The sequence below is a fragment of the Bradyrhizobium sp. 164 genome, from assembly GCF_023073715.1.
GTDB lineage: Bacteria > Pseudomonadota > Alphaproteobacteria > Rhizobiales > Xanthobacteraceae > Bradyrhizobium.
In genome coordinates this window covers 159,207-184,064 of the sequence record NZ_JADPKA010000110.1, presented here as the reverse complement: position 1 = coordinate 184,064, position 24,858 = coordinate 159,207, and the positions used below count along the sequence as shown (strand labels likewise).

General features: G+C 64.5%; 25 protein-coding genes. 19 read left to right on the top strand and 6 right to left on the bottom strand.

Going from position 1 to position 24,858, the window contains the following annotated elements:
* Positions 1-78: 78 nt before the first annotated feature.
* Complete coding sequence (locus IVB01_RS33720; protein ID WP_247277752.1) at positions 79-402, top strand: antibiotic biosynthesis monooxygenase; 324 nt, start codon at positions 79-81, stop codon at positions 400-402.
* Between the two features lie 164 nt (positions 403-566).
* Here the strand turns inward: IVB01_RS33720 and IVB01_RS33715 are convergent, their stop codons facing one another.
* The 5 genes from IVB01_RS33715 to IVB01_RS33695 all read right to left on the bottom strand — a co-directional run bounded on the left by IVB01_RS33715 (position 567) and on the right by IVB01_RS33695 (position 3,268).
* Positions 567-1,022 (bottom strand): GNAT family N-acetyltransferase, encoded by a 456-nt coding sequence (locus IVB01_RS33715; RefSeq protein ID WP_247277518.1) that lies wholly within the window; start codon positions 1,020-1,022, stop codon positions 567-569.
* 89 nt (positions 1,023-1,111) lie between these two features.
* Positions 1,112-1,924 carry a PAS-domain containing protein gene (locus tag IVB01_RS33710; RefSeq protein WP_247415006.1) on the bottom strand — a complete coding sequence of 271 codons (813 nt, stop codon included), beginning with the start codon at positions 1,922-1,924 and terminating at the stop codon, positions 1,112-1,114.
* Between the two features lie 128 nt (positions 1,925-2,052).
* Positions 2,053-2,211, bottom strand: coding sequence for a hypothetical protein (locus tag IVB01_RS33705; protein WP_247277516.1), 159 nt, complete (start codon positions 2,209-2,211; stop codon positions 2,053-2,055).
* A gap of 73 nt (positions 2,212-2,284) precedes the next feature.
* Positions 2,285-2,461: a hypothetical protein gene (locus IVB01_RS33700; protein ID WP_247277515.1), complete on the bottom strand. Its 177-nt coding sequence runs from the start codon at positions 2,459-2,461 to the stop codon at positions 2,285-2,287.
* Between the two features lie 156 nt (positions 2,462-2,617).
* The gene (locus tag IVB01_RS33695) at positions 2,618-3,268 is read right to left on the bottom strand and encodes a glutathione S-transferase family protein (protein WP_247277514.1); all 651 of its coding nucleotides are present in this window, start codon (positions 3,266-3,268) and stop codon (positions 2,618-2,620) included.
* A gap of 632 nt (positions 3,269-3,900) precedes the next feature.
* Here IVB01_RS33695 and IVB01_RS33690 point away from each other — a divergent pair.
* From IVB01_RS33690 to IVB01_RS33660, 7 genes are all read left to right on the top strand, one after another.
* Complete coding sequence (locus IVB01_RS33690) at positions 3,901-5,103, top strand: pyridoxal phosphate-dependent aminotransferase (protein ID WP_247277513.1); 1,203 nt, start codon at positions 3,901-3,903, stop codon at positions 5,101-5,103.
* Positions 5,104-5,263: 160 nt separating this feature from the next.
* Positions 5,264-5,743: a DUF992 domain-containing protein gene (locus tag IVB01_RS33685; RefSeq protein WP_247277512.1), complete on the top strand. Its 480-nt coding sequence runs from the start codon at positions 5,264-5,266 to the stop codon at positions 5,741-5,743.
* Between the two features lie 223 nt (positions 5,744-5,966).
* Entirely contained in the window at positions 5,967-8,015 is a 2,049-nt protein-coding gene (locus IVB01_RS33680; RefSeq protein WP_247277511.1) for an elongation factor G, read from the top strand.
* A 207-nt stretch (positions 8,016-8,222) separates the two neighbouring features.
* The gene (locus IVB01_RS33675; RefSeq protein ID WP_247277510.1) at positions 8,223-8,495 is read left to right on the top strand and encodes a helix-turn-helix transcriptional regulator; all 273 of its coding nucleotides are present in this window, start codon (positions 8,223-8,225) and stop codon (positions 8,493-8,495) included.
* Positions 8,496-8,588: 93 nt separating this feature from the next.
* The gene (locus IVB01_RS33670; protein ID WP_247277509.1) at positions 8,589-10,331 is read left to right on the top strand and encodes a SulP family inorganic anion transporter; all 1,743 of its coding nucleotides are present in this window, start codon (positions 8,589-8,591) and stop codon (positions 10,329-10,331) included.
* A 92-nt stretch (positions 10,332-10,423) separates the two neighbouring features.
* Positions 10,424-11,257, top strand: coding sequence for a shikimate dehydrogenase (locus IVB01_RS33665; RefSeq protein ID WP_247277508.1), 834 nt, complete (start codon positions 10,424-10,426; stop codon positions 11,255-11,257).
* Positions 11,258-11,313: 56 nt separating this feature from the next.
* Positions 11,314-11,940, top strand: a complete 627-nt coding sequence (locus IVB01_RS33660; protein WP_247277507.1) for a hypothetical protein — start codon at positions 11,314-11,316, stop codon at positions 11,938-11,940.
* Between the two features lie 179 nt (positions 11,941-12,119).
* Here IVB01_RS33660 and IVB01_RS33655 read toward each other — a convergent pair whose 3' ends face one another.
* The gene (locus IVB01_RS33655; RefSeq protein ID WP_247277506.1) at positions 12,120-13,262 is read right to left on the bottom strand and encodes an alpha-hydroxy acid oxidase; all 1,143 of its coding nucleotides are present in this window, start codon (positions 13,260-13,262) and stop codon (positions 12,120-12,122) included.
* Between the two features lie 103 nt (positions 13,263-13,365).
* On the opposite strand from IVB01_RS33655, the gene IVB01_RS33650 reads away from it, so the two are divergent.
* The 11 genes from IVB01_RS33650 (at position 13,366) to IVB01_RS33600 (ending at position 24,668) form a co-directional block, all read left to right on the top strand.
* Positions 13,366-13,533: a hypothetical protein gene (locus IVB01_RS33650; protein WP_247277505.1), complete on the top strand. Its 168-nt coding sequence runs from the start codon at positions 13,366-13,368 to the stop codon at positions 13,531-13,533.
* Positions 13,534-13,754: 221 nt separating this feature from the next.
* On the top strand, positions 13,755-15,098 hold the full coding sequence (gene glmM / locus IVB01_RS33645; protein WP_247277504.1) for a phosphoglucosamine mutase: 1,344 nt from the start codon (positions 13,755-13,757) through the stop codon (positions 15,096-15,098).
* Between the two features lie 259 nt (positions 15,099-15,357).
* The gene (locus IVB01_RS33640) at positions 15,358-16,602 is read left to right on the top strand and encodes an MFS transporter (protein WP_247277503.1); all 1,245 of its coding nucleotides are present in this window, start codon (positions 15,358-15,360) and stop codon (positions 16,600-16,602) included.
* A gap of 238 nt (positions 16,603-16,840) precedes the next feature.
* Positions 16,841-17,680, top strand: a complete 840-nt coding sequence (locus IVB01_RS33635) for an outer membrane beta-barrel protein (protein ID WP_247277502.1) — start codon at positions 16,841-16,843, stop codon at positions 17,678-17,680.
* Between the two features lie 167 nt (positions 17,681-17,847).
* Positions 17,848-18,657, top strand: a complete 810-nt coding sequence (locus IVB01_RS33630; RefSeq protein ID WP_247277501.1) for an outer membrane beta-barrel protein — start codon at positions 17,848-17,850, stop codon at positions 18,655-18,657.
* Between the two features lie 72 nt (positions 18,658-18,729).
* Positions 18,730-19,320 carry a glutathione S-transferase family protein gene (locus IVB01_RS33625; RefSeq protein WP_247277500.1) on the top strand — a complete coding sequence of 197 codons (591 nt, stop codon included), beginning with the start codon at positions 18,730-18,732 and terminating at the stop codon, positions 19,318-19,320.
* A 16-nt stretch (positions 19,321-19,336) separates the two neighbouring features.
* On the top strand, positions 19,337-19,801 hold the full coding sequence (locus IVB01_RS33620) for a GNAT family N-acetyltransferase (RefSeq protein ID WP_247277499.1): 465 nt from the start codon (positions 19,337-19,339) through the stop codon (positions 19,799-19,801).
* Positions 19,802-19,959: 158 nt separating this feature from the next.
* Positions 19,960-20,166 (top strand): hypothetical protein, encoded by a 207-nt coding sequence (locus IVB01_RS33615; RefSeq protein WP_247277498.1) that lies wholly within the window; start codon positions 19,960-19,962, stop codon positions 20,164-20,166.
* A gap of 79 nt (positions 20,167-20,245) precedes the next feature.
* Positions 20,246-21,418 carry a phosphoserine transaminase gene (locus tag IVB01_RS33610; protein WP_247277497.1) on the top strand — a complete coding sequence of 391 codons (1,173 nt, stop codon included), beginning with the start codon at positions 20,246-20,248 and terminating at the stop codon, positions 21,416-21,418.
* A gap of 140 nt (positions 21,419-21,558) precedes the next feature.
* Positions 21,559-23,148, top strand: coding sequence for a phosphoglycerate dehydrogenase (gene serA / locus IVB01_RS33605; RefSeq protein WP_247277496.1), 1,590 nt, complete (start codon positions 21,559-21,561; stop codon positions 23,146-23,148).
* Between the two features lie 347 nt (positions 23,149-23,495).
* Positions 23,496-24,668, top strand: a complete 1,173-nt coding sequence (locus IVB01_RS33600) for a thiolase family protein (RefSeq protein WP_247277495.1) — start codon at positions 23,496-23,498, stop codon at positions 24,666-24,668.
* Positions 24,669-24,858: the final 190 nt, after the last annotated feature.

Below are 24,858 nucleotides of genomic sequence, written 5' to 3'. Positions count from 1 at the left end.
AAAATGGATACCGGGCCCGCGCCTTGCCGCGCGCCCCGCAATGACGCGATAATGATGCGACATCAGGAGATCACCGCAATGTACATCGCCATGAACCGGTTCCGCGTCGCCAAGGGCTCCGAGGCCGCTTTCGAGCAGGTCTGGCTCACGCGCGACACTCATCTGGACACGGTGCCGGGCTTCGTCGAATTCCATCTGTTGAAGGGCCCCGAGCTCGAAGACCATACGCTCTACGCCTCGCACACGGTGTGGGCGAATTACGCGGCGTTCGAGGCGTGGACCAAGTCGGAGGCATTTCGCGCGGCGCATCACCGGGCTGGCGACAACAAGCCGCTCTATCTCGGCCATCCCCAGTTCGAAGGTTTTGAGGTGATGCAGACGGTCGGGCGCGGCGCGAAGTGACTGCCATAAAAAATGCGGCCCCTGTCAGACGCGGCGACTGACGGGGACCGCTTGGGGCGCTTGATCGGTGACGGGGGGCCTGACCAGACGCAGGTGCAGCGTAGTTCCGCTGTGTTACGCGCGGGTGACAGGCAGGAATTATCCACAGGCGCTGCCTGCGAAGATTAGAATATCTTGCGATAGACGATGAAGCCGGACCGCTCCGCGACCTTGTCGTACAGTCGCTGCGCGGTGACATTGGTCTCGTGCGTTTGCCAATAGACGCGCGGCGACCTCGCCAGTTTCGCCCGCTCATACACACCATAGATCAGCGCCGAGGCAACCCCCTTGCCGCGCGCGGCCTCGCGCGTGAACAAATCCTGCAAATAGCAGGACGGCTCGATCGCGGTGGTGCTGCGATGGAAGAGATAATGCGTCAGTCCGAGCAATTGGCCGTCGCTCTCGGCGACCAGCGCATGCACCGGCTCATAGGCGTCGAAGAAACGTTGCCACGTCATGCGCGTGATCTCTGGCGCGAGCGCGGTCGGGCCCGAACGGCCGTAGAAGGTGTTGTAGCCGTCCCACAGCGGCAGCCATTGTTCGTAATCCTGCTTCGTGACGGAGCGAATGGTGAGGGACATCTGAAATTCCTGGGCTCGGAGGATGCCAACGGCCGGTGAGGCATCCTTGATACGAGATTATCGCGCTGCCGATCAATCCTGCTGTCGCATCACTCTGCAAGGCGCAAAGAGCGGATCAGCCTTCGGTTCGCCGGATCGCGCAGCGAGCGGTAGTAGTCGGCACGCGCGGGCGCGTCGGTGTGGCGCACGAGATCGGTCACCGGCGTGTAGCTCAGCATGCGGCCGCCGTCGGGCAGCGCGGTGCAGACGAAACGCAGCACCTCGCCATTGCGCAAGGCGATGTTGATCGGCCTGGCATCGCCGATCCGCACCATCTCCATGCGCTGCGCGATGAAGGTGCCGAGCTCGTCCTCGGGCAGCTCGAACGCGCCGGTATCGCGGCCGTGATACATCAGCGCGATGAAGGGCGGCTTGCGGTCGGCGATCTGGTCGGGCACCGCAAAATAATCGCGGAACGCGCGGTTGATGAATTCGGCTCGGGTCTCGGCATCGAGCAGCACGACGCCGATATCGATCTGGTCGAGCGCGGCCGACAAGCGCGCGGCGGTAGCGTGGCTCTGGCGCTCGCCCGCGAACGTGCCGAGCAGCCGCTCGCGCATCAGGCCGGTGACGGCTGCGGTGCCGGCGGCCATGATTGCCAGCAGGCCGAGCCGGACCAGGTCTGCGATGCCGTATCCGGAGACGCCATGCTGGTTAAGGAAGAGCAGCGCAGCGCCGGCGACCGCGATGGCTGCGCTGGTCATGGCGGAGGCGAGACCCGACAGCGCACCGGCCAGCGCCACGATGCAGACCAACAGCGGCGCAGGGGAGGGAGTGGGGATGAAGTGATCGAACAGCATCGCCAGCAGCAGCGTCGCTGCCGTCAGCACCGGACCGGAGATCGCACGCCACCCGAGCCGCATGGGCCAGTCTCGCTCCTCCTGAACGAGGCAACGCAGCAACACTGGCTCATCGTTGCGCTGATGCGATGCGATTTCGCGCGGCGCGCTTAAGAGACCCTTGCCGCGGAGCGCAAATCTTTCGGATGATTTTAGACCAAGTGCGAGTGCCTGAGGCGCTGTTGCAGCGACGGTGCATTCAGCGTCGAGGTGCCCGAGCTCTTGCGCATGCCGGTGAAAATCAACAGCGACGCCGCGACCAGGATGGCCGCAGTCAGCGTGATTGCAACGACTACCACAGGTGACTTCATCGAGGTCCTGTCGCAATGCCGGTCGGCAAGGGCCACACGGCGGCTTGAAGGCTGGTCCAGGATGAAACGGGAATCAGATCGGCAGGCCCATTGCCATGGTCGCCTTGGTCGACATGACCGTCAGCGTGACGATCAGGCACAGCGAGAGCGCGGCGACGGCGAGCGAGGCCGCGACCGCATTGGTCAGCCGGGAAGACGCGACGGTGGCGGATCGGCCCTGGAAGCCTGCCGTGCCGGACGCCCGAGTCATGGGTCTAAATCCTTCAACACGCGAGCGAATCACCCGCGACGCGGGACAATTTCACCGTTTCAACGGGCAACATTGCGGCGGCCGTCGCGCCGAAAACGGCGAGATTGCGGCAAAGACGACCCTTGTGCCCGCTATTCGCCAGCGGGGACTAGCCTGTCAGGCGCCCACGGCGATGCTGGCGGGGTCGTCGACGTCGGCCGGGCGCCAGTCCATCGTGACGAAGCCGGGCGCAGATTCGACGCGCTTCAGCCAGTCCCGGATCGCCGGGAAGGTCGAAAGGTCGAAATCGCAGCGGTCGGCGAGGTGGGTGTAGCCGTAGAGCGCGATGTCGGCGACCGTCAGCTGGCGCGCGGCGAAATAGGCGTTGGTCTTGAGATGGTTCTCCATGACCTGGAGCGCGCCATAGCCGCGCTCCATCCAGTCCTCGAGCGAATGGGTCTGGAGATCGCGGCCGCCCTTGACCAGCGACAGCCAGAAATAGGCCGCGCCGATGTTGGGCTCGAGCGCGTGCTGCTCGAAGAACATCCATTGCAGCGCCTCGGCGCGGTCGATGCGGTTCTCTGGCGCGAGCGGCGTGCCGACGGCGACGTACCAGAGGATGGCGTTGGACTCGGCGAGATAGCGGTCGCCGCCGACCTCGAGCAGCGGCACCTGGCCCGACGGGTTCTTCGCCAGAAAGTCCGGCGTGCGGCTCTCGCCGCGCAGAATGTCGACCTCGATGGCTTCGTAAGGCACGTTGAGCAGCGCCAGCGCAAGGCGGACCTTGTAGCTGTTGCCGGAGCGCTGCATCGAATAGAGTTTGTACATTCTGGGAGTTCGTTTCCGAGGACGGGAAGGCGCGGCGCTGGCTGCCCTGCAGCGCGGCTAAACAATGATGCCGATGCGAATCCGCTGCAAGAGCCAGCCAATAGAAAAACTCGAAATCCCTACCGCACTGCAACGCCACGAAAGATCATTTCCGCGCGACCGCGCAAACGAGATCACGCTTGCGTTAGAGCACGGGCGCGTTGCGTCGGGCATTCGTGAGGTCGGCGACGATCGCATGCGATTTGGATGCAGCGCGCCGTCATGCCCGGGCTTGTCCGAGGCATCCACGTTCTTCGTGCGCGCGGCCAGGTGTAGATGGCTGGGACGCGGCTACGCCAAGGCTTCGCCATTTGGGCCGGCGAAACTTCAGACGACGGCAAGCGCGCCATGAGAAAACTTCGGCCGGAAGCGACAAATTGCTCCGAGGACAAGCCTTGCCGGATATGAGGGATTTGGCTGGCAAAGTTGCGGAACATTGCGGTAATCGCGCCTCGAAGCGCGGGAAATCCGTAAACTTCTTCGAGATCGGGCCGAAGTTTCTTGCGGTGCAGCGGCTCCCGTTTTAGGGTGGCTCATTCCCACAATCGGAGTCGTGAGGCGAAGGGCTTCACGACGCTTGTCAGGAGATGACGATGTCCTTCCTTGCCGCTGCGCTCGACCGTGTGAAGCCGTCCGCGACCATCGCGGTCACGGATAAAGCACGCGCGCTGAAAGCGGCGGGCCGCAACGTCATCGGCCTCGGCGCCGGCGAGCCCGATTTCGACACGCCCGCCAACATCAAACTGGCGGCGATCCGCGCTATCGAAGCCGGCAAGACCAAGTACACTGCGGTCGACGGCATTCCCGAGTTGAAGGAAGCCATCATCGCCAAGTTTCAGCGCGAGAACGGCGTCGTCTACAAGCCGAACCAGATCATCGTCGGCACAGGCGGCAAGCAGGTGCTCTACAACGCGCTGATGGCGACCATCAATCCGGGCGACGAGGTGATCATTCCCGCGCCCTATTGGGTCAGCTATCCCGAGATGGTGGCGCTCGCCGGTGGCGAGCCGGTACCGGTGGTCTGCACCGCTGCGACAGGCTTCAAGCTTCAGGCGGAGGCGCTGGAGCGCGCGATCACGCCGAAGACCAAATGGGTGATCCTGTGCTCGCCGTCGAACCCGACGGGAGCTGCCTACACCAAGTCCGAGCTGAAGGCGCTCACCGACGTGCTGCTCAGGCATCCCCACGTCTGGGTGATGACCGACGACATGTACGAGCATCTCGTCTATGACGACTTCCAGTTCACCACGGTCGCGCAGGTCGAGCCGAAACTCTACGACCGCACACTCACCGTGAACGGCGTGTCGAAGGCCTATTGCATGACCGGCTGGCGCATCGGCTATGCCGGCGGCCCGGCGCAGCTGATCAAGGCGATGTCGACGATCCAGTCGCAGTCGACCTCGAACCCGTCGTCCATTGCGCAATGGGCTGCGGTCGAAGCGCTGAACGGTCCGCAGGACTTCATCCCAGCCAACAACAAGGTGTTCAAGGAGCGCCGCGATCTCGTCGTCTCCATGCTCAATCAGGCCAAAGGCATCGAGTGCCCGCGGCCGGAAGGGGCGTTCTACGTCTATCCGTCCTGCGCCGGCACGATCGGCAAGACCGCGCCGTCGGGCAAGGTGATCGACAATGACGAGACGTTCGTCACCGAGCTGCTGGAAACCGAAGGCGTCGCCGTGGTGCAGGGGTCGGCTTTCGGCCTGGGACCGGCGTTCCGCATCTCCTATGCGACCAAGACTTCGGACCTCGAAGACGCCTGCAAGCGCATCCAGCGCTTCTGCGGCAATCTGCGGTAAGCGCGCAGCAACGACGTGAAATCAAAGGGCCCGCGGTTAGTGGGCCCTTTTTCTGTCGCGTCCGCGCGAGCTGGCCCCACCACAACTATTGTGGCATAGACCATCATGCGGCGTGTGCCGCGCCTTCCTGCTCGCACCCCATCATCGCCGGAGACGTTTCATGCGCCGTTCGTTCCTCCTCTCCGGGCTCGCAGCGGCAAGCCTCGTTGTCTCCGTCGCTGCCGCCGGCGCGCAGCAGCGGATGGCACGGGTCGGCGTGCTCGAGTGCCGCGGCGGCGCCAGCGTCGGCTTCATCGTGGGATCGGTGACCCATCTCGGCTGCGTGCTGCGCGCCGATGGTCTACCCGACGACCGCTACGTCGCGACCATCCGCAAAGTTGGTCTCGACATCGGCATCACCCAGGAGACGGCGCTCGCCTGGGGCGTGTTCGCGCCGGTCGACCGGCTCGGCCCCGGCGATCTCTCCGGCAATTACGCCGGCGCGCAGGGCAGCGCCTCGGTCGGCGTCGGCCTTGGGGGCAACGTGCTGGTCGGCGGCTCCAACAATTCGATCGCCCTTCAGCCGCTCAGCGTGCAGGGCCAGGTCGGCCTCAACGTCGCCGCCGGTCTGGAGAGTCTGGAACTCCGTCCGGGCCGCTGATTGCCGTCAATTCTAACTGCACCGGCGGCGGCTCGCCTCCCCCGTCGCGGAGAGGTGGAACGCTCGGGCCGATAGTCGTACCAATCGTCAAGAGTTGAAGTCTTGATCGAGCCGACGACGCACCGCAGCGACGTTTGATGCTTGCCAAATCTCGGGGACGGGCAGAGCATCTGCGCTTGCCGACCCAATCATGGGCCGAGCTCCACAAAAAAGGAGGCGGCGAATGGGACAGGACGTCAGAAGTCCCCGAGGTCCACGGTGCATTGCGCTAGTGGGCCCATTCCAAAGCGGTAAAACCACGCTTCTCGAAGCAATCCTAGCGCGAACGGGCGCAATCCCCCGCGCCGGCAGCGTCGATGCCGGAACTTCTGTCGGTGACGCCACGCCCGAGGCCCGTCATCACAAGATGACCGTCGGCCTGACTGCCGCCACCACGACCTTCATGGGCGACAGCTACACCTTCCTCGACTGTCCCGGTTCCGTTGAATTCGCCTATGACATGCGCGCCGTGCTGCCTGCGGTCGACGCCGCGGTCGTGGTTTGCGAGGCCGACGAGAAGAAGCTGCCGCAGCTTCAGATCATCCTGCGCGAACTGGAAGAGCTGAAGATCCCGCGTTTCCTGTTCCTCAACAAGATCGATCGCGCCACCGAGCGCGTCCGCGAGAGCCTCGCAACGCTACAGCCCGCCTCACGCGTGCCGCTGGTACTGCGCCAGATCCCGATCTGGAAAAGCGAGCTGATCGAGGGCTTCGTCGATCTCGCGCTCGAGCGCGCCTTCATCTATCGCGAACACAAGGCCTCCGAGGTGATCGCGCTCGAAGGCGGCAATCTCGACCGCGAGAAAGAGGCCCGCTTCTCGATGCTGGAGAAGCTCGCCGATCACGACGATGCGCTGATGGAGCAGCTTCTCGAGGACATCCAGCCGCCGCGCGATGCCGTGTTCGACGATCTCGCCCGTGAATTGCGCGAAGGGCTGATCTGTCCGGTACTGCTGGGCGCCGCCGCGCGCGAAAACGGCGTGCTGCGCCTGATGAAGGCGCTGCGCCATGAGGCGCCGGGCGTCGCGGAGACCGCAAAACGTCTCGGCGTTCCCGAGACCAAGGATGCGCTCGGCTACGTCTTCAAGACGTTGCATTCGCAGCATGGCGGAAAATTGTCGCTGACGCGGCTGCTCGCCGGCCATCTCGACGACGGCGCCACGCTGCAATCCTCTTCCGGCGGCGCGGGGCGCATCTCCGGCATCCTCGCCGTCAATGGCGCCTACGACACCAAGCGTGCCTCGGCCGAAGCCGGCGACACCGTCGCGCTCGCCAAGCTCGATCCCGTGAAGACCGGCGACACTGTCTCGAGCGGCAAGACCCCGCCGGCTGCGCTCGTCACCGTGGAGCCGACGCCGCCGGTGCTCGCGATCTCGATCGCGGCGACCGATCGCAAGGACGACGTGAAGCTCGGCCAGGCGATGGCCCGCCTGCACGAGGAGGATCCATCGCTGGTGGTCGTGCAGAACGCCCGGACCCACGACACCGTGCTGTGGGGCCAGGGCGAAATGCATCTGCGGGTCGCCGGCGAGCGGCTGCGCGACCGCTTCGGCGTCAAGGTCACCTCGCACCCGCCCGCGATCGGTTATCAGGAGACCATCCGCAAGCCGATCGTCCAGCGTGGCCGCCACAAGAAGCAGTCCGGCGGTCACGGCCAGTTCGGCGACGTCGTGCTCGAAATCAGGCCGCTGCCGCGCGGCGATGGCTTCAAGTTCGCCGAAAAAGTGGTGGGCGGCGCGGTGCCGCGCAATTACATCCCCGCGGTGGAGGAAGGCGTCGTCGACGGATTGGCGCGCGGCCCGCTCGGCTTCCCTGTCACCGACGTGCAGGTGACGCTGACCGACGGCTCCTATCACAGCGTCGATTCCTCCGACCTCGCCTTCCGCACGGCGGCACGGATCGGGCTCAACGAGGGCCTGCCGCAATGCCAGCCGGTCTTGCTCGAGCCGATCCACATGGTCGAGATCGTCTGCCCGACCGATGCCACCGCCAAGATCAACGCGATCCTGTCGGCGCGGCGTGGCCAGATCCTCGGCTTCGACACCCGAGACGGCTGGAGCGGCTGGGACTGCGTCCGCGCCATGATGCCGGAAGCCGAGATCGGTGAGCTGATCGTCGAGCTGCGCTCGGCCACCGCCGGCGCCGGCAGCTTCACCCGCCAGTTCGACCACATGGCCGAAGTGACCGGCCGCGCCGCCGACCAGATCATCGCCGCTCATCAGCACGCGGCGTGATCTATTGGGGAAGCACAGTCCCCTTACCCTCTCCCCGCCCTTGCGCGGAGAGGGCGAGGGGAGACGCTGGCTTGTCAACCTTTATTGATTGCAGAGAGACAGACATGGGCAGCCCATGAAACCCTTGCGGTTGGCCCCGAATGATGTATTTTGCATCATTGTATATGCTCCAGATATCATTTATAGATTCTGATACGTGAGGCCACGGTGATCACGTCGTTCCAGATGCGGGCAGCGCGCGCGCTGCTCGGCATTGACCAGAAAACCCTGGCCGAACTCGCCGGCGTTTCGCTGCCGACCATTCAGCGGATGGAAGCCAGCACCGGCAATGTTCGCGGCGTGGTCGAGACCCTGATCAAGGTGGTCGAGGCGTTCGATCGGGCGGGCGTCGAGCTGATCGGCGAGCAGGCCCGCAGCGACAGCGGCGGGCGCGGCGTTCGCCTCAAGCAGCCGGGGCCGCCGCGGCGGGTGGGGGCATGATCGGGCGTTGATCATGCTCGGGATCAGGATGGGCTAGCGCATCGTCGCACCTCGGCAACACGGGACGCACGATGCTTCGGAGCATCGTGGGGCATGAGCATCACAAGCGATCACGCGGGCAGACTGCATCAGCTTCGCCGGCCGACTTTTGCCGAATTATACTTGCCAAAGCTCGTCACCGTCTGGCGTGAGGGATACGGCGCCGCGGACTTTCGCGCCGACGTCTTCGCCGGCCTCACGGTCGCGATCGTGGCGTTGCCGCTGTCGATGGCGATCGCGATCGCATCGGGCGTGACACCGGATCGCGGCCTCTACACCGCCGTTATCGGCGGCTTCATCGTGTCGCTGCTCGGCGGCAGCCGTTTCCAGATCGGCGGACCCGCGGGCGCTTTCATCGTCCTGGTTGCGGTGACGGCCGAGCGGCACGGCGTCGAGGGCGTCATCCTCGCCACCCTGATGGCGGGGCTGTTCCTGGTCACGGCGGGCCTGTTGCGGGTCGGCACCTACATCAAGTTCATTCCCTATCCCGTAACCGTCGGCTTCACTGCCGGCATCGCCGTCATCATCTTTGCGAGCCAGCTCCGCGATCTCGGCGGCATCACGCTTGCGGGAAAAGAGCCCAGCGAATTCGTCCCGAAACTCGTTGCGCTCGCCGGCGGCCTCAACACCGTCAATCCAGCCGCCGTCGCGGTCGCGATCGTCAGCATCGTCATCATTGGCGTGTTGCGTCGCTGGCGGCCGTCCTGGCCCGGCATCCTGATCGCGGTCGTGTTTGCGGCGGTCGCAACTGCCGTATTGTCGCTGCCGGTCGAGACCATCGGCTCGCGCTTCGGCGGCATTCCGCGCGAGCTGCCGTCGCCAGCGCTGCCCGCCTTCTCGCTTGAGAAGGCAAGGGCCGTGCTGCCGGATGCGATTGCGTTCGCGCTGCTGGCGGCGATCGAATCGCTGCTATCGGCAGTGGTGGCCGACGGCATGACCGGACGCCGCCACCGTTCCAATTGCGAGCTGGTGGCGCAAGGCGCCGCCAATATCGGCTCGGCGCTGTTCGGCGGCATCTGCGTCACCGGCCTGATCGCGCGCACCGCGACCAATATCCGCGCTGGCGCGCGCGGGCCGCTCGCGGGGATGCTGCACGCGTTCTTCCTGCTGTTGTTCATGCTGATCGCGGCGCCGCTCGCAAGCTACATTCCGCTGGCTGCGCTCGCCTCCGTGCTCGTGGTCGTGGCCTGGACCATGGCGGAGAAGCACGAATTCGCGACGCTGCTGCGCTCGTCATGGGGCGATGCCGTCGTGCTGCTCGCGACCTTCCTGCTCACGATCTTTCGCGATCTCACCGAAGGCATTCTGGTCGGCTTCGCGCTCGGCGCGGTGCTGTTCATCCACCGCATGGCGGAGACGACGGGCATCGAGGAGCGCACGCCGCTCGTGGCCGCCGATCGTCCCGACGACGGCAACGGTTCGCGCATTCCCTACGACCCCGCGCTTGCGGTGGACCGCGACGTGCTGGTCTATCGCATCACCGGCGCGTTCTTCTTCGGCGCCGCCTCTGCGATCGGAAGCGTGCTCGACGGCATCGCCGACCGGCGCAAGGCCTTCGTGGTCGATTTCGCCGCGGTGCCGTTCCTGGACTCCACCGCGGCGAACGTGCTCGGGCGCGTCGCCGCGAGGGCTCATCGCCAGGGCATCAGGCTGTTCATCACGGGCGCCTCGCCAGCGGTTCGCCGCGCGCTGCTCACCCATGGCGTGACGCCGCCCCGCGCGCGCTATCGCCAGAGCCTCGAGCGCGCCATTGCTGACATCAAGAGCTCTGCAGCCGATGAGGCTGCTGCGAGCTGACGGCGCCGTGGCGATGCGGCGCTCGTGCGCTTGACAGAGCCGTCGGGACGCGAAATGGATCGCCTTCCATATCGCTTGAGGGAAGGACGACCGTGACCAGGGCTCCCGCCGCTTGTCTGATCGGATGGCCGGCGGCGCATTCGCGATCGCCGCTGATTCATCATTACTGGCTGCGCACGCTCGGGATCGAGGGCGGCTACGTCATCGAGGCTGTCCCGCCCGAGGATTTGCGTGACTTCGTGCTGCGGCTGTCGCTGCGCGGCTTCGTTGGCGCCAACGTCACCATCCCGCACAAGGAGGACGTGCTGGCGCTGTCGAAACCCGATGCGCGCGCAACGGCTGTGGGTGCCGCCAATACGCTGTGGTTCGAAGACGGCGAGCTGCACGCGACCAATACCGACGTCGAAGGCTTCATCGGCAATCTCGACGCCAGCGCGCCCGGCTGGAATGCGGCTGAGGAGGCGCTGGTCCTCGGGGCTGGCGGCTCCTCGCGCGCGGTCGTGTTCGGCCTGCGTGAGCAAGGCATCAAGCGCATCCATCTCGCCAATCGCACCATCGCGCGGGCGGAGACGCTGGCAAGTCTCTTTGGGCCAAAGGTGCATCCTGTGACATGGGACAGCATCAACGACGTGCTGCCGCGTGCAAAACTTCTCGTGAACACGACCTCGCTCGGCATGCACGGCCAGCCTCCGCTCGATATCGATGTGGCGCGCCTGCCGGAGGCGGCGGTGGTCGCCGATCTCGTTTATGTCCCGCTGGTGACGCCGCTGCTTGCGGCAGCCAAAGCGCACGGGCTGAAGACCGCCGACGGGCTCGGCATGTTGCTGCACCAGGCGGTGCGCGGCTTCGAGCTGTGGTTCGGCCGGCGTCCTGAAGTCACCACCGAGCTGCGCGCGCTGGTCGAGGCCGATCTCACAAAGACTTGAGAGAATGGCGCGGCTGTTCCGGAGTTCTATCTCCGTGGGGACAACCGGAGACCGCCATGTCTGTTCAACGCGCAACTTTCACACGTCCACTTCTCGCCATCGCGATGGTGACCCTCTCGACCTACTGCGCCACCGCCCAAAAAGCGCCGGTGCCGACGCGTGTGCGCGGCACGATCGAGAACGTCAATGGCGACACCATGCAGGTCAAGTCGCGCAGCGGCGAAGATTTCAAGCTTCACATCGCCGCTGATGTGAACGTCTCGGGCATCACCAAGATCTCACTCGCCGACATCAAGCCCGGTTCGTTCATCGGCGCCACCACCGTGCCGGGGCCGGATGGCGGCCAGAACGCGGTCGAGGTCCACGTGTTTCCGGAGAGCATGCGCGGCACCGGCGAGGGCTCGCGGCCCTGGGACCTCAAGCCCAACTCCAGCATGACCAATGCGACGGTCGCCGAGAGCGTGGTCGGCAATGACGGCCACACGCTGCTGGTCAAGTACAAGGACGGCGAGAAGAAGGTGTTCGTTCCCGACAACACCCCGGTGGTGACCTTGGTGCCCGGCGACAAATCCGATCTGAAGACCGGTGCCAAGGTCATCGCCTTCATGAAGCAATTGCCGGACGGCTCTTTCGAGACCAACCGCGTCAGCGTCGGCCGCGACGGCCTCACGCCGCCAATGTGAGGGGAGAGCGGTCGCCTCCGCCGGGACGAGGCTGTTAGTGTTGCTGCATCTCGCCGAGCAAGGGGCAAAGGCGCGCTCGCGCCGTGCCCACGTCTTCTCTCAACTTGGAACGAAGGTCGCCACGCTTCCGCCTTCGCTCGTCGAGCTACGGTGGACAAGCGCCCTGCCCACCCAAGACGCTACGGTGCTGCCGCAATGATATGATCGTCGATCTCGTCGATCCGGTTGACGCCGCACAGGCCCATGGTGGTGAGCAGCTCCTTCTGGATGATGTCGATCGCCTTGGCGACGCCGGCCTGGCCGCCAGCCCCCAGGCCATAGGCATAGGCGCGGCCGATCATGCAGGACTTGGCGCCGAGCGCGAGCGCGCGCATCACGTCCTGGCCGGAGCGGATGCCGCCGTCGAACATGATCTCCATCTTCTCGCCGACCGCGTCCGCAATCTCGGGCAGCACCTCGATCGATGACGGCGCGCCGTCGAGCTGCCGGCCGCCATGGTTGGAGACGACCAGGGCCTGCGCGCCGGTCTTGGCGGCTTCCTCGGCATCCTCGACGTCCAAAATGCCCTTAAGGATGAGCTTGCCAGGCCAGATGCTGCGGACCCACTCGACGTCCTTCCAGTTCAGCGAGGTGTCGAACTGCGACGCGGTCCATTCGGCGAGGCGGTTGAGATCCTCGGTGTTCTTCACGTGGCCGGCGATGTTGCCGAACGTGCGGCGCTTGCCTTGCAGCACGCCGGAAACCCAGGCCGGCTTGCTGGCGAAATCCAGCAATTTCGATAGCGACCATTCCGGCGGTACCGTCATGCCGTTCTTGATGTCGGCGTGGCGCTGGCCGATCACCTGAAGATCGACGGTCAGCACCAGCGCGCTGCACTTCGCTGCGATGGCGCGCTGGATCAAGTCCTTGATGAAGCCGCGGTCCTTCATGACATAGAGCTGGAACCAGAACGGCTTCTCGACATTGGCGGCGATGTCCTCGATCGAGCAGATCGACATCGTCGATTGCGTGAACGGGATACCGGCGGCCTGCGCGGCGCGGCAGGCATGGATCTCGCCGTCGCCATGCTGCATGCCGAGCAGGCCGACGGGCGCGAGGATCAGCGGCATGGTCGAGGGCTCGCCGAGGATTGTGGTCGAGGTGTCGCGTTTGGAGACGTCGACCAGGATGCGCTGGCGGAACTTGATCGCCTGCATGTCCTCGCGGTTGGCGCGCAGCGTCTCCTCGGCATAGGAGCCGCGGTCGCAATAATCGAAGAACGCCTTCGGCACGCGGCGCTTATGCAGCGCACGGAGATCGTCGATACAGGTGATGTGCTTCATGATCGTTTCCCCGGCCCGTCTTGCATCGGATGATTTCGGGGTCATCTAGCATGGTTGGATGCACAGCCAAATCGTTTGCCAGACCGTTTTGCAGGAGGGCGCCATGACGAGGCCGCACGCCGGACCTTCGCCGGAAGAGACCAAGGAGAAGCGCGCCCTCGAGGAAGCGCTGGAAGAAGGTCTGGAAGAGACCTTTCCCGCCTCCGATCCCGTCAATGTCACCCAGCCGCCGCCGAGCCGCGGGGACGGGCATGTGAAGCGCACCGGCTAGGGACAGGTTCCGTTCCCGTTCCGGCTTCCCAGTTCGGAAATATAATGTTAACAATACGTTATCAGGGCAGCGGCGTGCCCGGTTCCGTAATGATTTATCATATTTTTTGAAGCCAACTTAGCCGCGATGGCTTTATAAGTGCTCGGCAAATCAGGGATGCGGGGCCCTTTCGGGCAGCCCGTGGTTGTAGAGGGGTCCCTGGTTGTTGCCTGGGGGACGATATGAGCCGCAAATATTTCGGGACGGACGGGATTCGGGGCCGCGCCAACGGACTGATCACGCCGGAGCTCGCGCTCAAGGTCGGCCAAGCCGCAGGGCTTGCGTTTCAGCGCGGTGACCATCGCCATCGAGTCGTGATCGGCAAGGACACCCGCCTGTCCGGCTACATGATCGAATACGCGATGGTCGCGGGCTTCACTTCGGTCGGCATGGACGTGCTGCTAGTCGGCCCGATGCCGACACCGGCGGTCGCGATGCTGACCAAATCCATGCGGGCCGATCTCGGCGTCATGATTTCGGCTTCGCACAATCTGTTCGAGGACAACGGCATCAAGCTGTTCGGCCCGCAGGGCTTCAAGCTCTCCGACGACGTCGAGAGGCAGATCGAGCAGCTGCTCGATGAATCCCTCGACAAGCGTCTCGCACAGAGCGCGAGCCTGGGGCGCGCCCGCCGCATCGACGGCGTGCATGACCGCTACATCGAATTCGCCAAGCGCACGCTGCCGCGCGATCTGTCGCTCGACGGCCTGCGCGTTGTGATCGATTGCGCCAATGGCGCCGCCTACAAGGTGGTGCCGGAAGCGCTATGGGAATTGGGTGCGGATGTGGTGCCGATCGGCGTCGAGCCCGACGGCTTCAACATCAACAAGGAATGCGGCTCCACCTCGCCGGAAGCCTTGTCGAAGAAAGTGCGCGAGATGCGCGCCGACATCGGCATTGCGCTCGACGGTGACGCCGATCGCGTCATCCTGGTCGACGAGCGCGGCCATCTGGTCGACGGCGACCAGCTGCTCGCGGTGATCGCGCAAAGCTGGAAGGAGGACGGCCGGCTGTCGCGGCCGGGCATCGTCGCCACCGTGATGTCCAATCTCGGCCTCGAGCGCTTCCTCAACGGGCAGGGGCTCGATCTCGTCCGCACGCCGGTCGGCGACCGCTACGTGCTCGAGCAGATGCTGAACGGCGGCTACAATCTCGGCGGGGAGCAGTCCGGCCACATCATCCTGTCCGACTACGCGACCACCGGCGACGGCTTCGTTGCGGCCCTGCAGGTGCTGGCGGTGGTGCAGAAGCTGCGCCGCCCCGTCTCCGAAGTCTGCCACCGCTTCGATCCGCTGCCGCAGATCCTGAAGAACGTCCGCCACAAGGGCGGCAAGCCGCTCGACGATTCCGACGTCAAGTCGGCGATCTCCGACGGCGAGAAGCGCCTCAACGGCCACGGCCGCCTCCTGATCCGCTCCTCCGGCACCGAGCCCGTGATCCGCGTCATGGGCGAGGGCGAGGACCGCATCCTGGTCGAGGACGTCGTCGACACTATCGTCTCCGCGCTGGGCCAGGCGGCGGCGTAAGGGCTCTTCCTTCTCCCCTTGTGGGAGAAGGTGGCGCGAAGCGCCGGATGATGGGTTCTATCCTCGCCCCCAACTGCTAGAGAGACTCGCGGAGGCAGACCCCTCACCCGTCTCGCCGCTGACGCGGCGATCCACCCTCTCCCACAAGGGGAGAGGGTAAGACCCGCGCATCCCAGCTATTTGCCGTTGACGCTGGTTCTACTGCCGCTTGCATCGTACCTAAGAGGTCGCGGCAATCTGCCGCGCCGGGATTGCTGCATTGAACAAGCCTGTCGTCGTCTCAGAGGAAACACTGACCGAGCCCGTCGTCGTCAACGACGTGGCGCCCGCCAAAGCGCCAGGGCCGGTCTACGTGGTGCTCGCCGGCATCAGCGTCTCGCACTTCCTCAACGACACCATGCAGTCGCTGATCGCCTCGGTGTATCCGATCCTGAAGGACACCTATGCGCTCGATTTCGCGCAGATCGGCATGATCACGCTGGCCTTCCAGTTCACGGCCTCGCTGCTCCAGCCGGTGGTCGGGCACTACACCGACAAGAAGGCGCAGCCCTATTCGCTGGCGATCGGCATGGCCTCGACCTTCTTCGGCCTCTTGCTGCTCAGCGCCGCGCATCAATACCTCGTCATTCTCGTCGCCGCCGCGCTGGTCGGTCTCGGCTCGGCGGTGTTTCACCCGGAGTCGGCGCGCATCGCGCGGCTCGCCTCCGGCGGCCGCTACGGCTTTGCGCAATCCGTGTTCCAGCTCGGCGGCAGTTTCGGCACCTCGATGGGACCGGTGCTGGCCGCGCTCATCGTCGTGCCGTTCGGGCAGGGCAGCATCGCCTGGTTCTCTTCGATCGCCTTCCTCGCGATCCTCATCCTGTGGCGCATCGGCCGCTGGTACGCGCCGCAGATCACGGCGAAGAAGGCAGCCCCCGTTCACAGCCAGCCGGGTGGTCCGAGCTCGCGCCGCGTCGCGGTCGCGCTGCTCGTGCTGGTCGCGCTCTTGTTCTCCAAGCAGCTCTACGTATCGAGCCTGTCGAGCTATTACATCTTCTACCTGATCGACCGCTTCGGCGTGTCGACGCAGGCTGCGCAGATCTATCTCTTCATCTTCCTGGCGGCGAACGCCGTGGGTGCGTTTCTCGGCGGTCCCTTGGGCGACCGCTTCGGCCGCAAGATCGTGATCTGGATCTCGATCCTCGGCGCGCTGCCGTTCACGCTGGCGCTGCCCTATGCCGGCCTCTATGCGAGCGCGGTGCTCAGCGTCGTCATCGGCCTGATCATCTCCTCGACGACGTCATCGATCATCGTGTTCGCGCAGGAACTGGTGCCGCATCGCTTCGGCATGATCTCCGGCGTGTTCTTCGGTGTCGCCTTCGGCATCGGTGGGCTGGGCGCGGCCGTGCTCGGCAAGCTCGCCGACCACACCTCGATCGCTTTCGTCTATCAGGTCTGCGCTTTTCTGCCGGCGATCGGCCTGCTTGCAGTGTTCCTACCCAGGCTGCCGCGGCACGCGCGTTAACACATCCTCTCTTGCCGCCTTGCGGTTTCACACATCGTTAGGGAATGCGGCGAAGGAAGTCGCATTTGGCGCTGCTTTTTTGCAACGCTGGCGCGGCGCGCGCGTGTACTGTCAGAAAAAATCAACCTTAAAAATTAGGGTTAAGCGGCGCTTAAACATTTGGTGCCATCGTCCTCCCGTGAGTTTCCAGAACGTGGGGCGGCTGCATTTTGCCTCACCGGCCATAAGGACGAAGCCAATGCGTAGCGTTAAGTCTCTCCTCGCCGCGGGTGCGGCAACCCTGATCTCGTCGATGGCATTCGCCGCCGATATGCCGATCGCGGCGCCCCCTCCGATGTACGCGCCGCCGGCCCCGCCCGCCGATTTCGGCGGCTGGTATCTGCGCGGTGATATTGGCATGACCAACCAGAGTGCCAAGCGCATCGATAGCGCGCTGCCGGCTGGGTATCAGAAGTCGACTGAGGGACTCGGCTTCGACTCTTCGCCACTGTTCGATCTCGGCGTCGGCTATCGCTTCAACAATTGGTTCCGTGCGGACGTGATCGGCCAGTACCGGGGCAAGGCTAACCTGCACGGTGCGGACAACGTCATTGGACCCGGCTTCGTCGGCACAAACAATTACAGCGGGAGCAAGTCCGAGTGGGTCGTCATGGCGAATGCCTATGTCGATCTCGGCACCTGGTGGTGCATCACCCCGTTCATTGGCGCCGGTGTTGGCGGCTCCTACAACAAGATCAGTGGCTTCCGTGACGACGGCGTTTCTTATAGCGCCGCGCTGACCCCGACTCCGAGCAACAGCGTCGCCTACTTCGCAGACAGCGGAAAGTGGAACTTCGCCTGGGCCGCTCACGCCGGTCTCGCCTACAAGGTCAATCCCGGGTTCACCGTCGAACTGGCCTACAGCTACATGAACCTCGGCGACGCGGCGCCTGGCAACTACCGCTTGTTCGACAACAGTGCCTCCGGTCCGACCTCTATCAAGATCAGGGAGCTCACCTCGCACGACGTCAAGCTCGGCGTGCGCTGGGATCTCAACAGCCCGCCGGTCTACGCGCCGCCGCTGGTCACCAAGGGCTGATCGGCAGCCTCATCGGTTAAAGTCTCTTAACGGCGCGGGGTCAGCCCGCGCCGTTTTGCTTTGCGGATTTTTCATGGCGCAGCAGCGACGAACGTGGCGGACGCAACCATTGGTTAAGGTTAACAGGGGATGATCATCGCAACTGTTCGAGTCCATGGAGCGTTGCGATGCGTAGGCTGATGGTGGCGGCGGCGATGTTGGGGACGGTGTCCGCCGCAAATGCGGCCGACATGCCGGACCTGCCGATCCTGCGCGGCAGCTTCACCGACGGCCTGACGAGATCCGGCGTCAACTGGCAGGGCTTCTATGTCGGAGGCCAGGGCGGCTATGGCTCGTCCGACGAAAATTTCAACGGGTCGACCAGCAATATGATGGCCGCGCTGCTCGCGGACACCCTGATCGAACAGGAGATGCAGGTCTCGCAATGGAATCTCGGCCTCGGAAAGGCCTCTCAGCGCAGCAGTGGATACGGTGCTTTCGCGGGCTACAATGGGCAGTGGGACGATGTCGTGATCGGCCTGGAAGCCAGTTACCTGCACGGTAAGTTCGGAGGATCGACCACCGCCAGCGAAGCACGTAGCCTCCAGCTGTCCGACGGCAACGTGCACAGCGTGACTGCGAGTTCGACGGCCTCGATCGCGATCAAGGACATGGCAACGTTTCGCGGCAGGGCCGGTTACGCGTGGGGCTGCTTCCTGCCCTACGTGTTCGGCGGGCTCGCGCTCGGCAACGCGGATATCGTTCGCACGGTGAGTGCTCAGGATTACGTGACGCCCGCCGGCGTTCTGCTGGGGCCGGTCTCCGCGAGCGAAGCGCAGCACAATCATCTGATCTACGGCTACAGCGGCGGCCTCGGTGTAGACGTCAACCTCGTCGGCGGTCTCTTCATGCGCGCCGAGTGGGAATACATTCGCTTCACGTCCCAGGTCGACACCAGCATCAACACCGTCCGCGCCGGCCTCGGCTACAAGTTCTGACGCGGCGACACGCCGCGGTTGACAGCCTCCTTCCGTCCTGATGCTCTGTCGCCCAAAAGCGGGACGGCGGCGATGCAGATCTACGGCGATAGCAATTCCGGCAATTGTCTGAAGGTGAAGTGGGTCTGCGACAAGCTCGCATTGCCCTATCAGTGGGTTGAGATCGACACGAGCAAGGGCGAGACGCGCACGCCGCAATTCCTGAAGATGAACGGCGCCGGCCAAGTGCCGACCGTCGCGTTCGACGACGGCCGCACGCTGGCGCAATCCAATGCCATCATCCGCTATCTCGCACGCGACAGCGCCCTCGTTCCGCGCGACGCCTTCATCGCTGCCAAGATGGACGAATGGCTGTTCTGGGAGCAGTACAGCCACGAGCCCTATATCGCGGTGTGCCGCTTCCTCCTGGTCTATCTCGGCAAGCAGGCCTCCGAGCTCGATCCTGAGAAGGTCAAGCGCGGTTATGCGGCGCTCGAGCGCATGGAGCAGCATCTTGCGGCCAGCCGCTTCCTCGCCGGTGAGGCGGTTTCGCTCGCGGATGTCTCGCTGCTCGCCTATACCCGCGTTGCGCATGAGGGCGGCTTCGATCTCGGCCGCTTTGCGGCCATCCGCCGCTGGATCGACCAGACCGAGGCCTTTCTCGGCCTTGCGCCGGCGCGCTGAGTCTGGAGCATCGCGCATGAACGCCGAAGCCGTCTCCATTCGCCGCGCGCGCCGCGACGACATCGCCGCGATCGTTGCAATGCTCGCCGATGATCATCTCGGACGCGCACGCGAGCGCGTGGAGGATCCGCTGCCCGCCGCCTATTACGAGGCATTTGCGCGGGTCGAGCGCGATCCGAATCTGACGCTTGTGGTCGCCGAGAGCGAGGGCAGGGTGGTCGGCTGCCTGCAACTCGCGATCCTGCCCGGCATCAGCTCGCAAGGCGGCGTGCGCGGTTTGCTCGAAGACGTCCGCGTTGCTTCCGATTGTCGCAGCCGCGGCATCGGCGAGCGGTTGGTGCAATGGGCGGTTGCGGAAGCGAAAGCACGCGGCTGCAATCTCGTCGAACTGCTGACGCATCAGACGCGTGTCGATGCGCAGCGCTTCTACAAGCGGCTCGGCTTCACGGCGAGTCATGTCGGTATGACTGTCCGCTTTTGACGCAGCGTGACGCAGGCGTTGCGCGATCAGCGGAATCGGATCGCGCATTCGTTCGTGTTAAGAGCCGGTAAACTACCCGTCCGTCGTTCACATTGATGAAGGAACGAACGGTGCTACGGCAGCGTCAGACACCGAGCTCGGTCGGTTCGGGGATTTCGATGACAAGCTATTCGATGATCAAGGTCGGCAACGACTACGTCGTGCAGGCCAATGACAAATGCATTTTGAAGGTCGGCAGCCGCCGCAGAGCCGCGCAATTGATCAGCGAAGCCACGGACTTGCTGAATGCGCTCGCTGCCGTCGACTCGCCTGATCTCGCGCCGGAGGCGCCTTCACTCCGCCGTGAGACGCCGGAACTTCCTTGACTGGTCTGCCCGATTCCCGTATCAGCCGCGGCGGGACACCTCCCCCCAACGGGAGGCTTACTATCTGGAAGGGTAGATCATGACTGTAGCGAAGCCCGCTTCGCGGCCGAACGTGCCGCATTTCTCCTCCGGCCCCTGCGCCAAGCGCCCCGGATGGAACGCCCAAAATCTCAAGGACGCAGCCCTCGGCCGCTCGCATCGCGCGAAGGTGGGCAAGGCCAAGCTCAAGCTCGCGATCGATCTGACGCGCGAAGTGCTCGAGGTCCCCGCCGATTACCGCATCGGCATCGTGCCGGCCTCGGATACCGGCGCGGTCGAGATGGCGCTGTGGTCGCTGCTTGGTGCGCGGCCCGTCACCACGCTTGCCTGGGAATCCTTCGGCGAAGGCTGGGTCAGCGATATCGTCAAGGAATTGAAGCTCAAGGACGTCACCAAGCTGAACGCAGCCTATGGTGAGATCCCCGATCTCTCCAAGGTGGATCCCAAGAGCGACGTCGTCTTCACCTGGAATGGGACCACGTCTGGCGTGCGCGTGCCGAACGCGAACTGGATCAGCGCGACCCGCGAAGGACTCACGATCTGCGACGCGACCTCGGCCGCATTCGCGCAGCCGCTCGATTTCGCAAAACTCGACGTCGTCACCTTCTCCTGGCAGAAGGCGCTCGGCGGCGAAGCCGCCCACGGCATGCTGATCCTGTCGCCGCGTGCGGTGGAGCGGCTCGAAACCTACAAGCCGGCCTGGCCGCTGCCGAAGATCTTTCGCATGACCAAGGGCGGCAAGATCAACGAAGGTATTTTCGTCGGCGAGACCATCAACACGCCCTCGATGCTCTGCGTCGAGGATTATCTCGACGCGCTGAACTGGGCCAAGTCGATCGGCGGCCTCAAGGCGCTGATCGCGCGTGCCGACGCCAATACCAAGGTGCTCGCCGACTGGAAGGCGAAGACGCCCTGGATCGACTTCCTGGCGAAGGATCCTTCGATCCGCTCCAACACTTCGGTGTGCATGAAGTTCACCGATCCCGCGATCACCTCGCTCTCCGAGGATGCGCAGGCCGAGTTCTCCAAGAAGCTGGTCGCGCTGGTCGAGAAGGAAGGCGCAGGCTACGACTTCGCCTATTACCGCGATGCGCCGGCCGGCCTGCGAATCTGGTGCGGCGCCACCGTCGAGGCTAGAGACGTCGAGCTGCTGACGCAGTGGATCGACTGGGCCTTTGCCGAGACCAAGGCCGCTCTGCCCAAGGCGGCGTGAGCAGGTTTCACTCGTCGCGTTATCTCAACTCGTCATGGCCGGGCTTGACCCGGCCATCCATCAATCAAGAGAGATGGTTCCGCGGGTCAAGCCCGCGGATGACGTTCCGTAAATGCAGCCCGCACCCACGGATCACACCCATGACCAAACCCAAAGTTCTCATTTCCGACGCGCTCTCGCCCGCCGCCGTGCAGATCTTCAAGGACCGCGGCGTCGAAGTCGACTTCCAGCCCAATCTCGGCAAGGACAAGGACAAGCTCGCCGAGATCATCGGCAATTACGACGGCCTTGCGATCCGCTCCGCGACCAAGGCGACCGCCAAGATCATCGAGAAGGCGACGAGGCTGAAAGTGATCGGCCGCGCCGGCATCGGCGTCGACAATGTCGAGATTCCCGCCGCCACGGCCAAGGGCATCATCGTGATGAACACGCCGTTCGGCAATTCGATCACGACCGCCGAGCACGCCATCACCCTGATGCTGGCGCTCGCTCGCGAGATCCCGCAGGCCGACGCCTCGACCCAGGCCGGCAAGTGGGAGAAGAACCGCTTCATGGGCGTCGAGATCACCGGCAAGGTGTTAGGCGTCGTCGGCTGTGGCAATATCGGCTCGATCGTGGCCGATCGCGCGCTCGGCCTGCGCATGAAGGTGATCGCCTTCGATCCGTTCCTGTCGCCGGAGCGCGCCAAGGACATCGGCGTCGAGAAGGTCGAGCTCGACGATCTCCTCAAGCGCGCCGACTTCATCACCTTGCACACCCCCCTCACCGAGAAGACCAGGAACATCATCGACGCGGCCGCGATCGCCAAGATGAAGAAGGGCGTGCGCCTGATCAACTGCGCCCGCGGCGGCCTCGTCGACGAGCAGGCGGTGGTCGATGCGCTCAATTCCAAGCACATCGCCGGCGCCGCCTTCGATGTCTTCGTCGAGGAGCCCGCAACCAAGAACGTGCTGTTCGGCCATCCTAACGTGATCTGCACGCCGCATCTCGGCGCCTCCACCACGGAAGCGCAGGAGAACGTCGCGCTCCAGGTCGCCGAGCAGATGTCGGACTATCTGCTCACCGGTGCGATCTCGAACGCGGTCAACTTCCCCTCGATCACCGCGGAAGAGGCGCCGAAGCTGAAGCCGTTCATCGCGCTCGCCGAGAAGCTCGGCTCGTTCGCGGGCCAGCTCACCGAGAGTGGCATCCTCAAGGTCGAGATCACCTATGAAGGCCACGTCGCCGAGATGAAGATCAAGGCGATCACCTCCGCGGTGCTGTCGGGTCTGCTGCGCCCGATGCTGGGCGAGGTCAACGTGGTGTCCGCGCCGGTCGTCGCCAAGGAGCGCGGCATGGTGGTGGACGAGATCGTGCGCGCGGCGCAGAGCGACTATGAGAGCCTGATCACCGTCACCGTCATCACCGAGCGGCAGGAGCGGTCGGTTTCGGGCACCGTCTATGCCGACGGCAAGCCGCGCCTCGTCGACATCAAGGGCATCCGCGTCGATGCCGAGTTCGGCAAGTCGATGATCTACGTCACCAACGAGGACAAGCCGGGCTTCATCGGCAAATTCGCGAGCCTGCTCGGCGACGCCAAGATCAACATCGCCACCTTCCATCTCGGCCGCGTCGCGCCCGGCAGCGATGCCATTGCCCTGGTCGAGGTCGACGGCGCCGTGCCGGCCGATTTGCTCGCCAAGGTGCAGGCGCTGCCGCAGGTAAAGCAGGCCAAGGCGCTGACGTTCTGATCCTTCACCTCTCCCGTAGGGAGAGGTCGGATCGCATCGCAAGATGCGATCCGGGTGAGGGGTTAGGCTCTCACCGAATGCTGCGGCCCCTCACCCGGATGGCTCAGGCGCGCAATTGCGCGCCATGGCAATCCGACCTCTCCCCGCTGGGGAGAGGTGACTCGCACCAGCCATTTGAGTCTGATGAGTCTGATCCTTCGTCCCGGCGCAGATATATTCCGACCCGCGGAACAACGCCGCCTCCGTCACCGGAGGCGGCGTTTTTATTTCTCCCGCCTCGGCCAAACTTTGTGTACCAATGGCGGTAAGGACGCTCCGTTCAAAATCGTTCGACAAGGGAGAAACACATGCGTGAAGCCGTCATCGTTTCCTATGCGCGCACGGGCCTGGCCAAGTCCGGCCGCGGCGGGTTCAACATCACGCCGCCGATGTCGCTCGCCGCCCACGCCATCCAGCACGCGGTGAAGCGCGCCGGCGTCGACAAGGACTATGTCGAGGACTGTTATCTCGGCAACTGCGCTCATGGCGCGCCGAACATCGGCCGTCAGGCCGCGCTGCTCGCAGGCCTGCCGAAGTCTACCGCCGGCGTTTCTGTGAACCGCTTCTGCTCCTCGGGGCTTCAGACCATCGCGATGGCTGCCAACTCGATCCGCTCCGACGGCGCCGACTGCATCGTCGCCGGCGGCGTCGAGAGCATCTCGATTCCCGGCGGCGGCTCGCCGAAGGAATCGATCGATCCGGAACTGCTCAAGGTCGCCCCTGACATCTTCATGGCGATGATCGACACCGCCGATATCGTCGCCGAACGCTACAAGCTCAGCCGCGAATACCAGGACGAGTTCTCGCTGGAATCGCAGCGCCGCATGGCCGCGGCGCAGCAGGCCGGCAAGTTCAAGGACGAGATCGTCCCGATGAAGACCAAGATGAAGGTCGTCGACAAGCAGACCAAGGCGGAGTCGATCGTCGATTACGTCGTCGATCGCGACGAGTGCAACCGGCCCGATACCACGATGGAGGGCCTTGCCAAGCTCGAGCCGGTGAAGGGCCCCGGCAAATACGTCACCGCCGGCAATGCCAGCCAGCTCTCCGACGGCGCCGCCGCCGTGGTGCTGATGGAAGCCAGGGACGCCGAGAAGCGCGGCCTCAAGCCGCTCGGGCGCTTCGTCGCCTGGGCGACCGCGGGCTGCGAGCCCGACGAGATGGGCATCGGCCCCGTGTTCGCGATTCCGAAGCTCTTGAAGCGCACCGGGCTCAAGATCGACGACATCGATCTATGGGAGCTCAACGAGGCCTTCGCCAGCCAGTGCCTGTATTGCCGCGACAAGCTCGGCATCGATCCCGCCAAGTACAACGTCAACGGCGGCTCGATCGCGATCGGGCATCCCTTTGGCATGACCGGCGCGCGGCTCACCGGCCATCTGCTCCAGGAAGGCGCACGCCGCAAGGCCAAGTGGGGCGTGGTGACGATGTGCATCGGCGGCGGCCAGGGCGGCGCCGGCCTGTTCGAGATCTATCACTGAGACCACCGCAAGGATTGTGTAGGGCACGGCGCGACAAGCGCCGTGCCCTTTCGTTTGAGCGACAGCACGGCAGACCTGGTTCCTGCAACCGAAGGCTTTATTCCGGCTGGTTTGGAAATCTTCGCGGTGTCGGGCGTTTACGCGCGAAGGGGCAAGCGGAGGAGAAACGCTCATGCGAACGACAATGGCA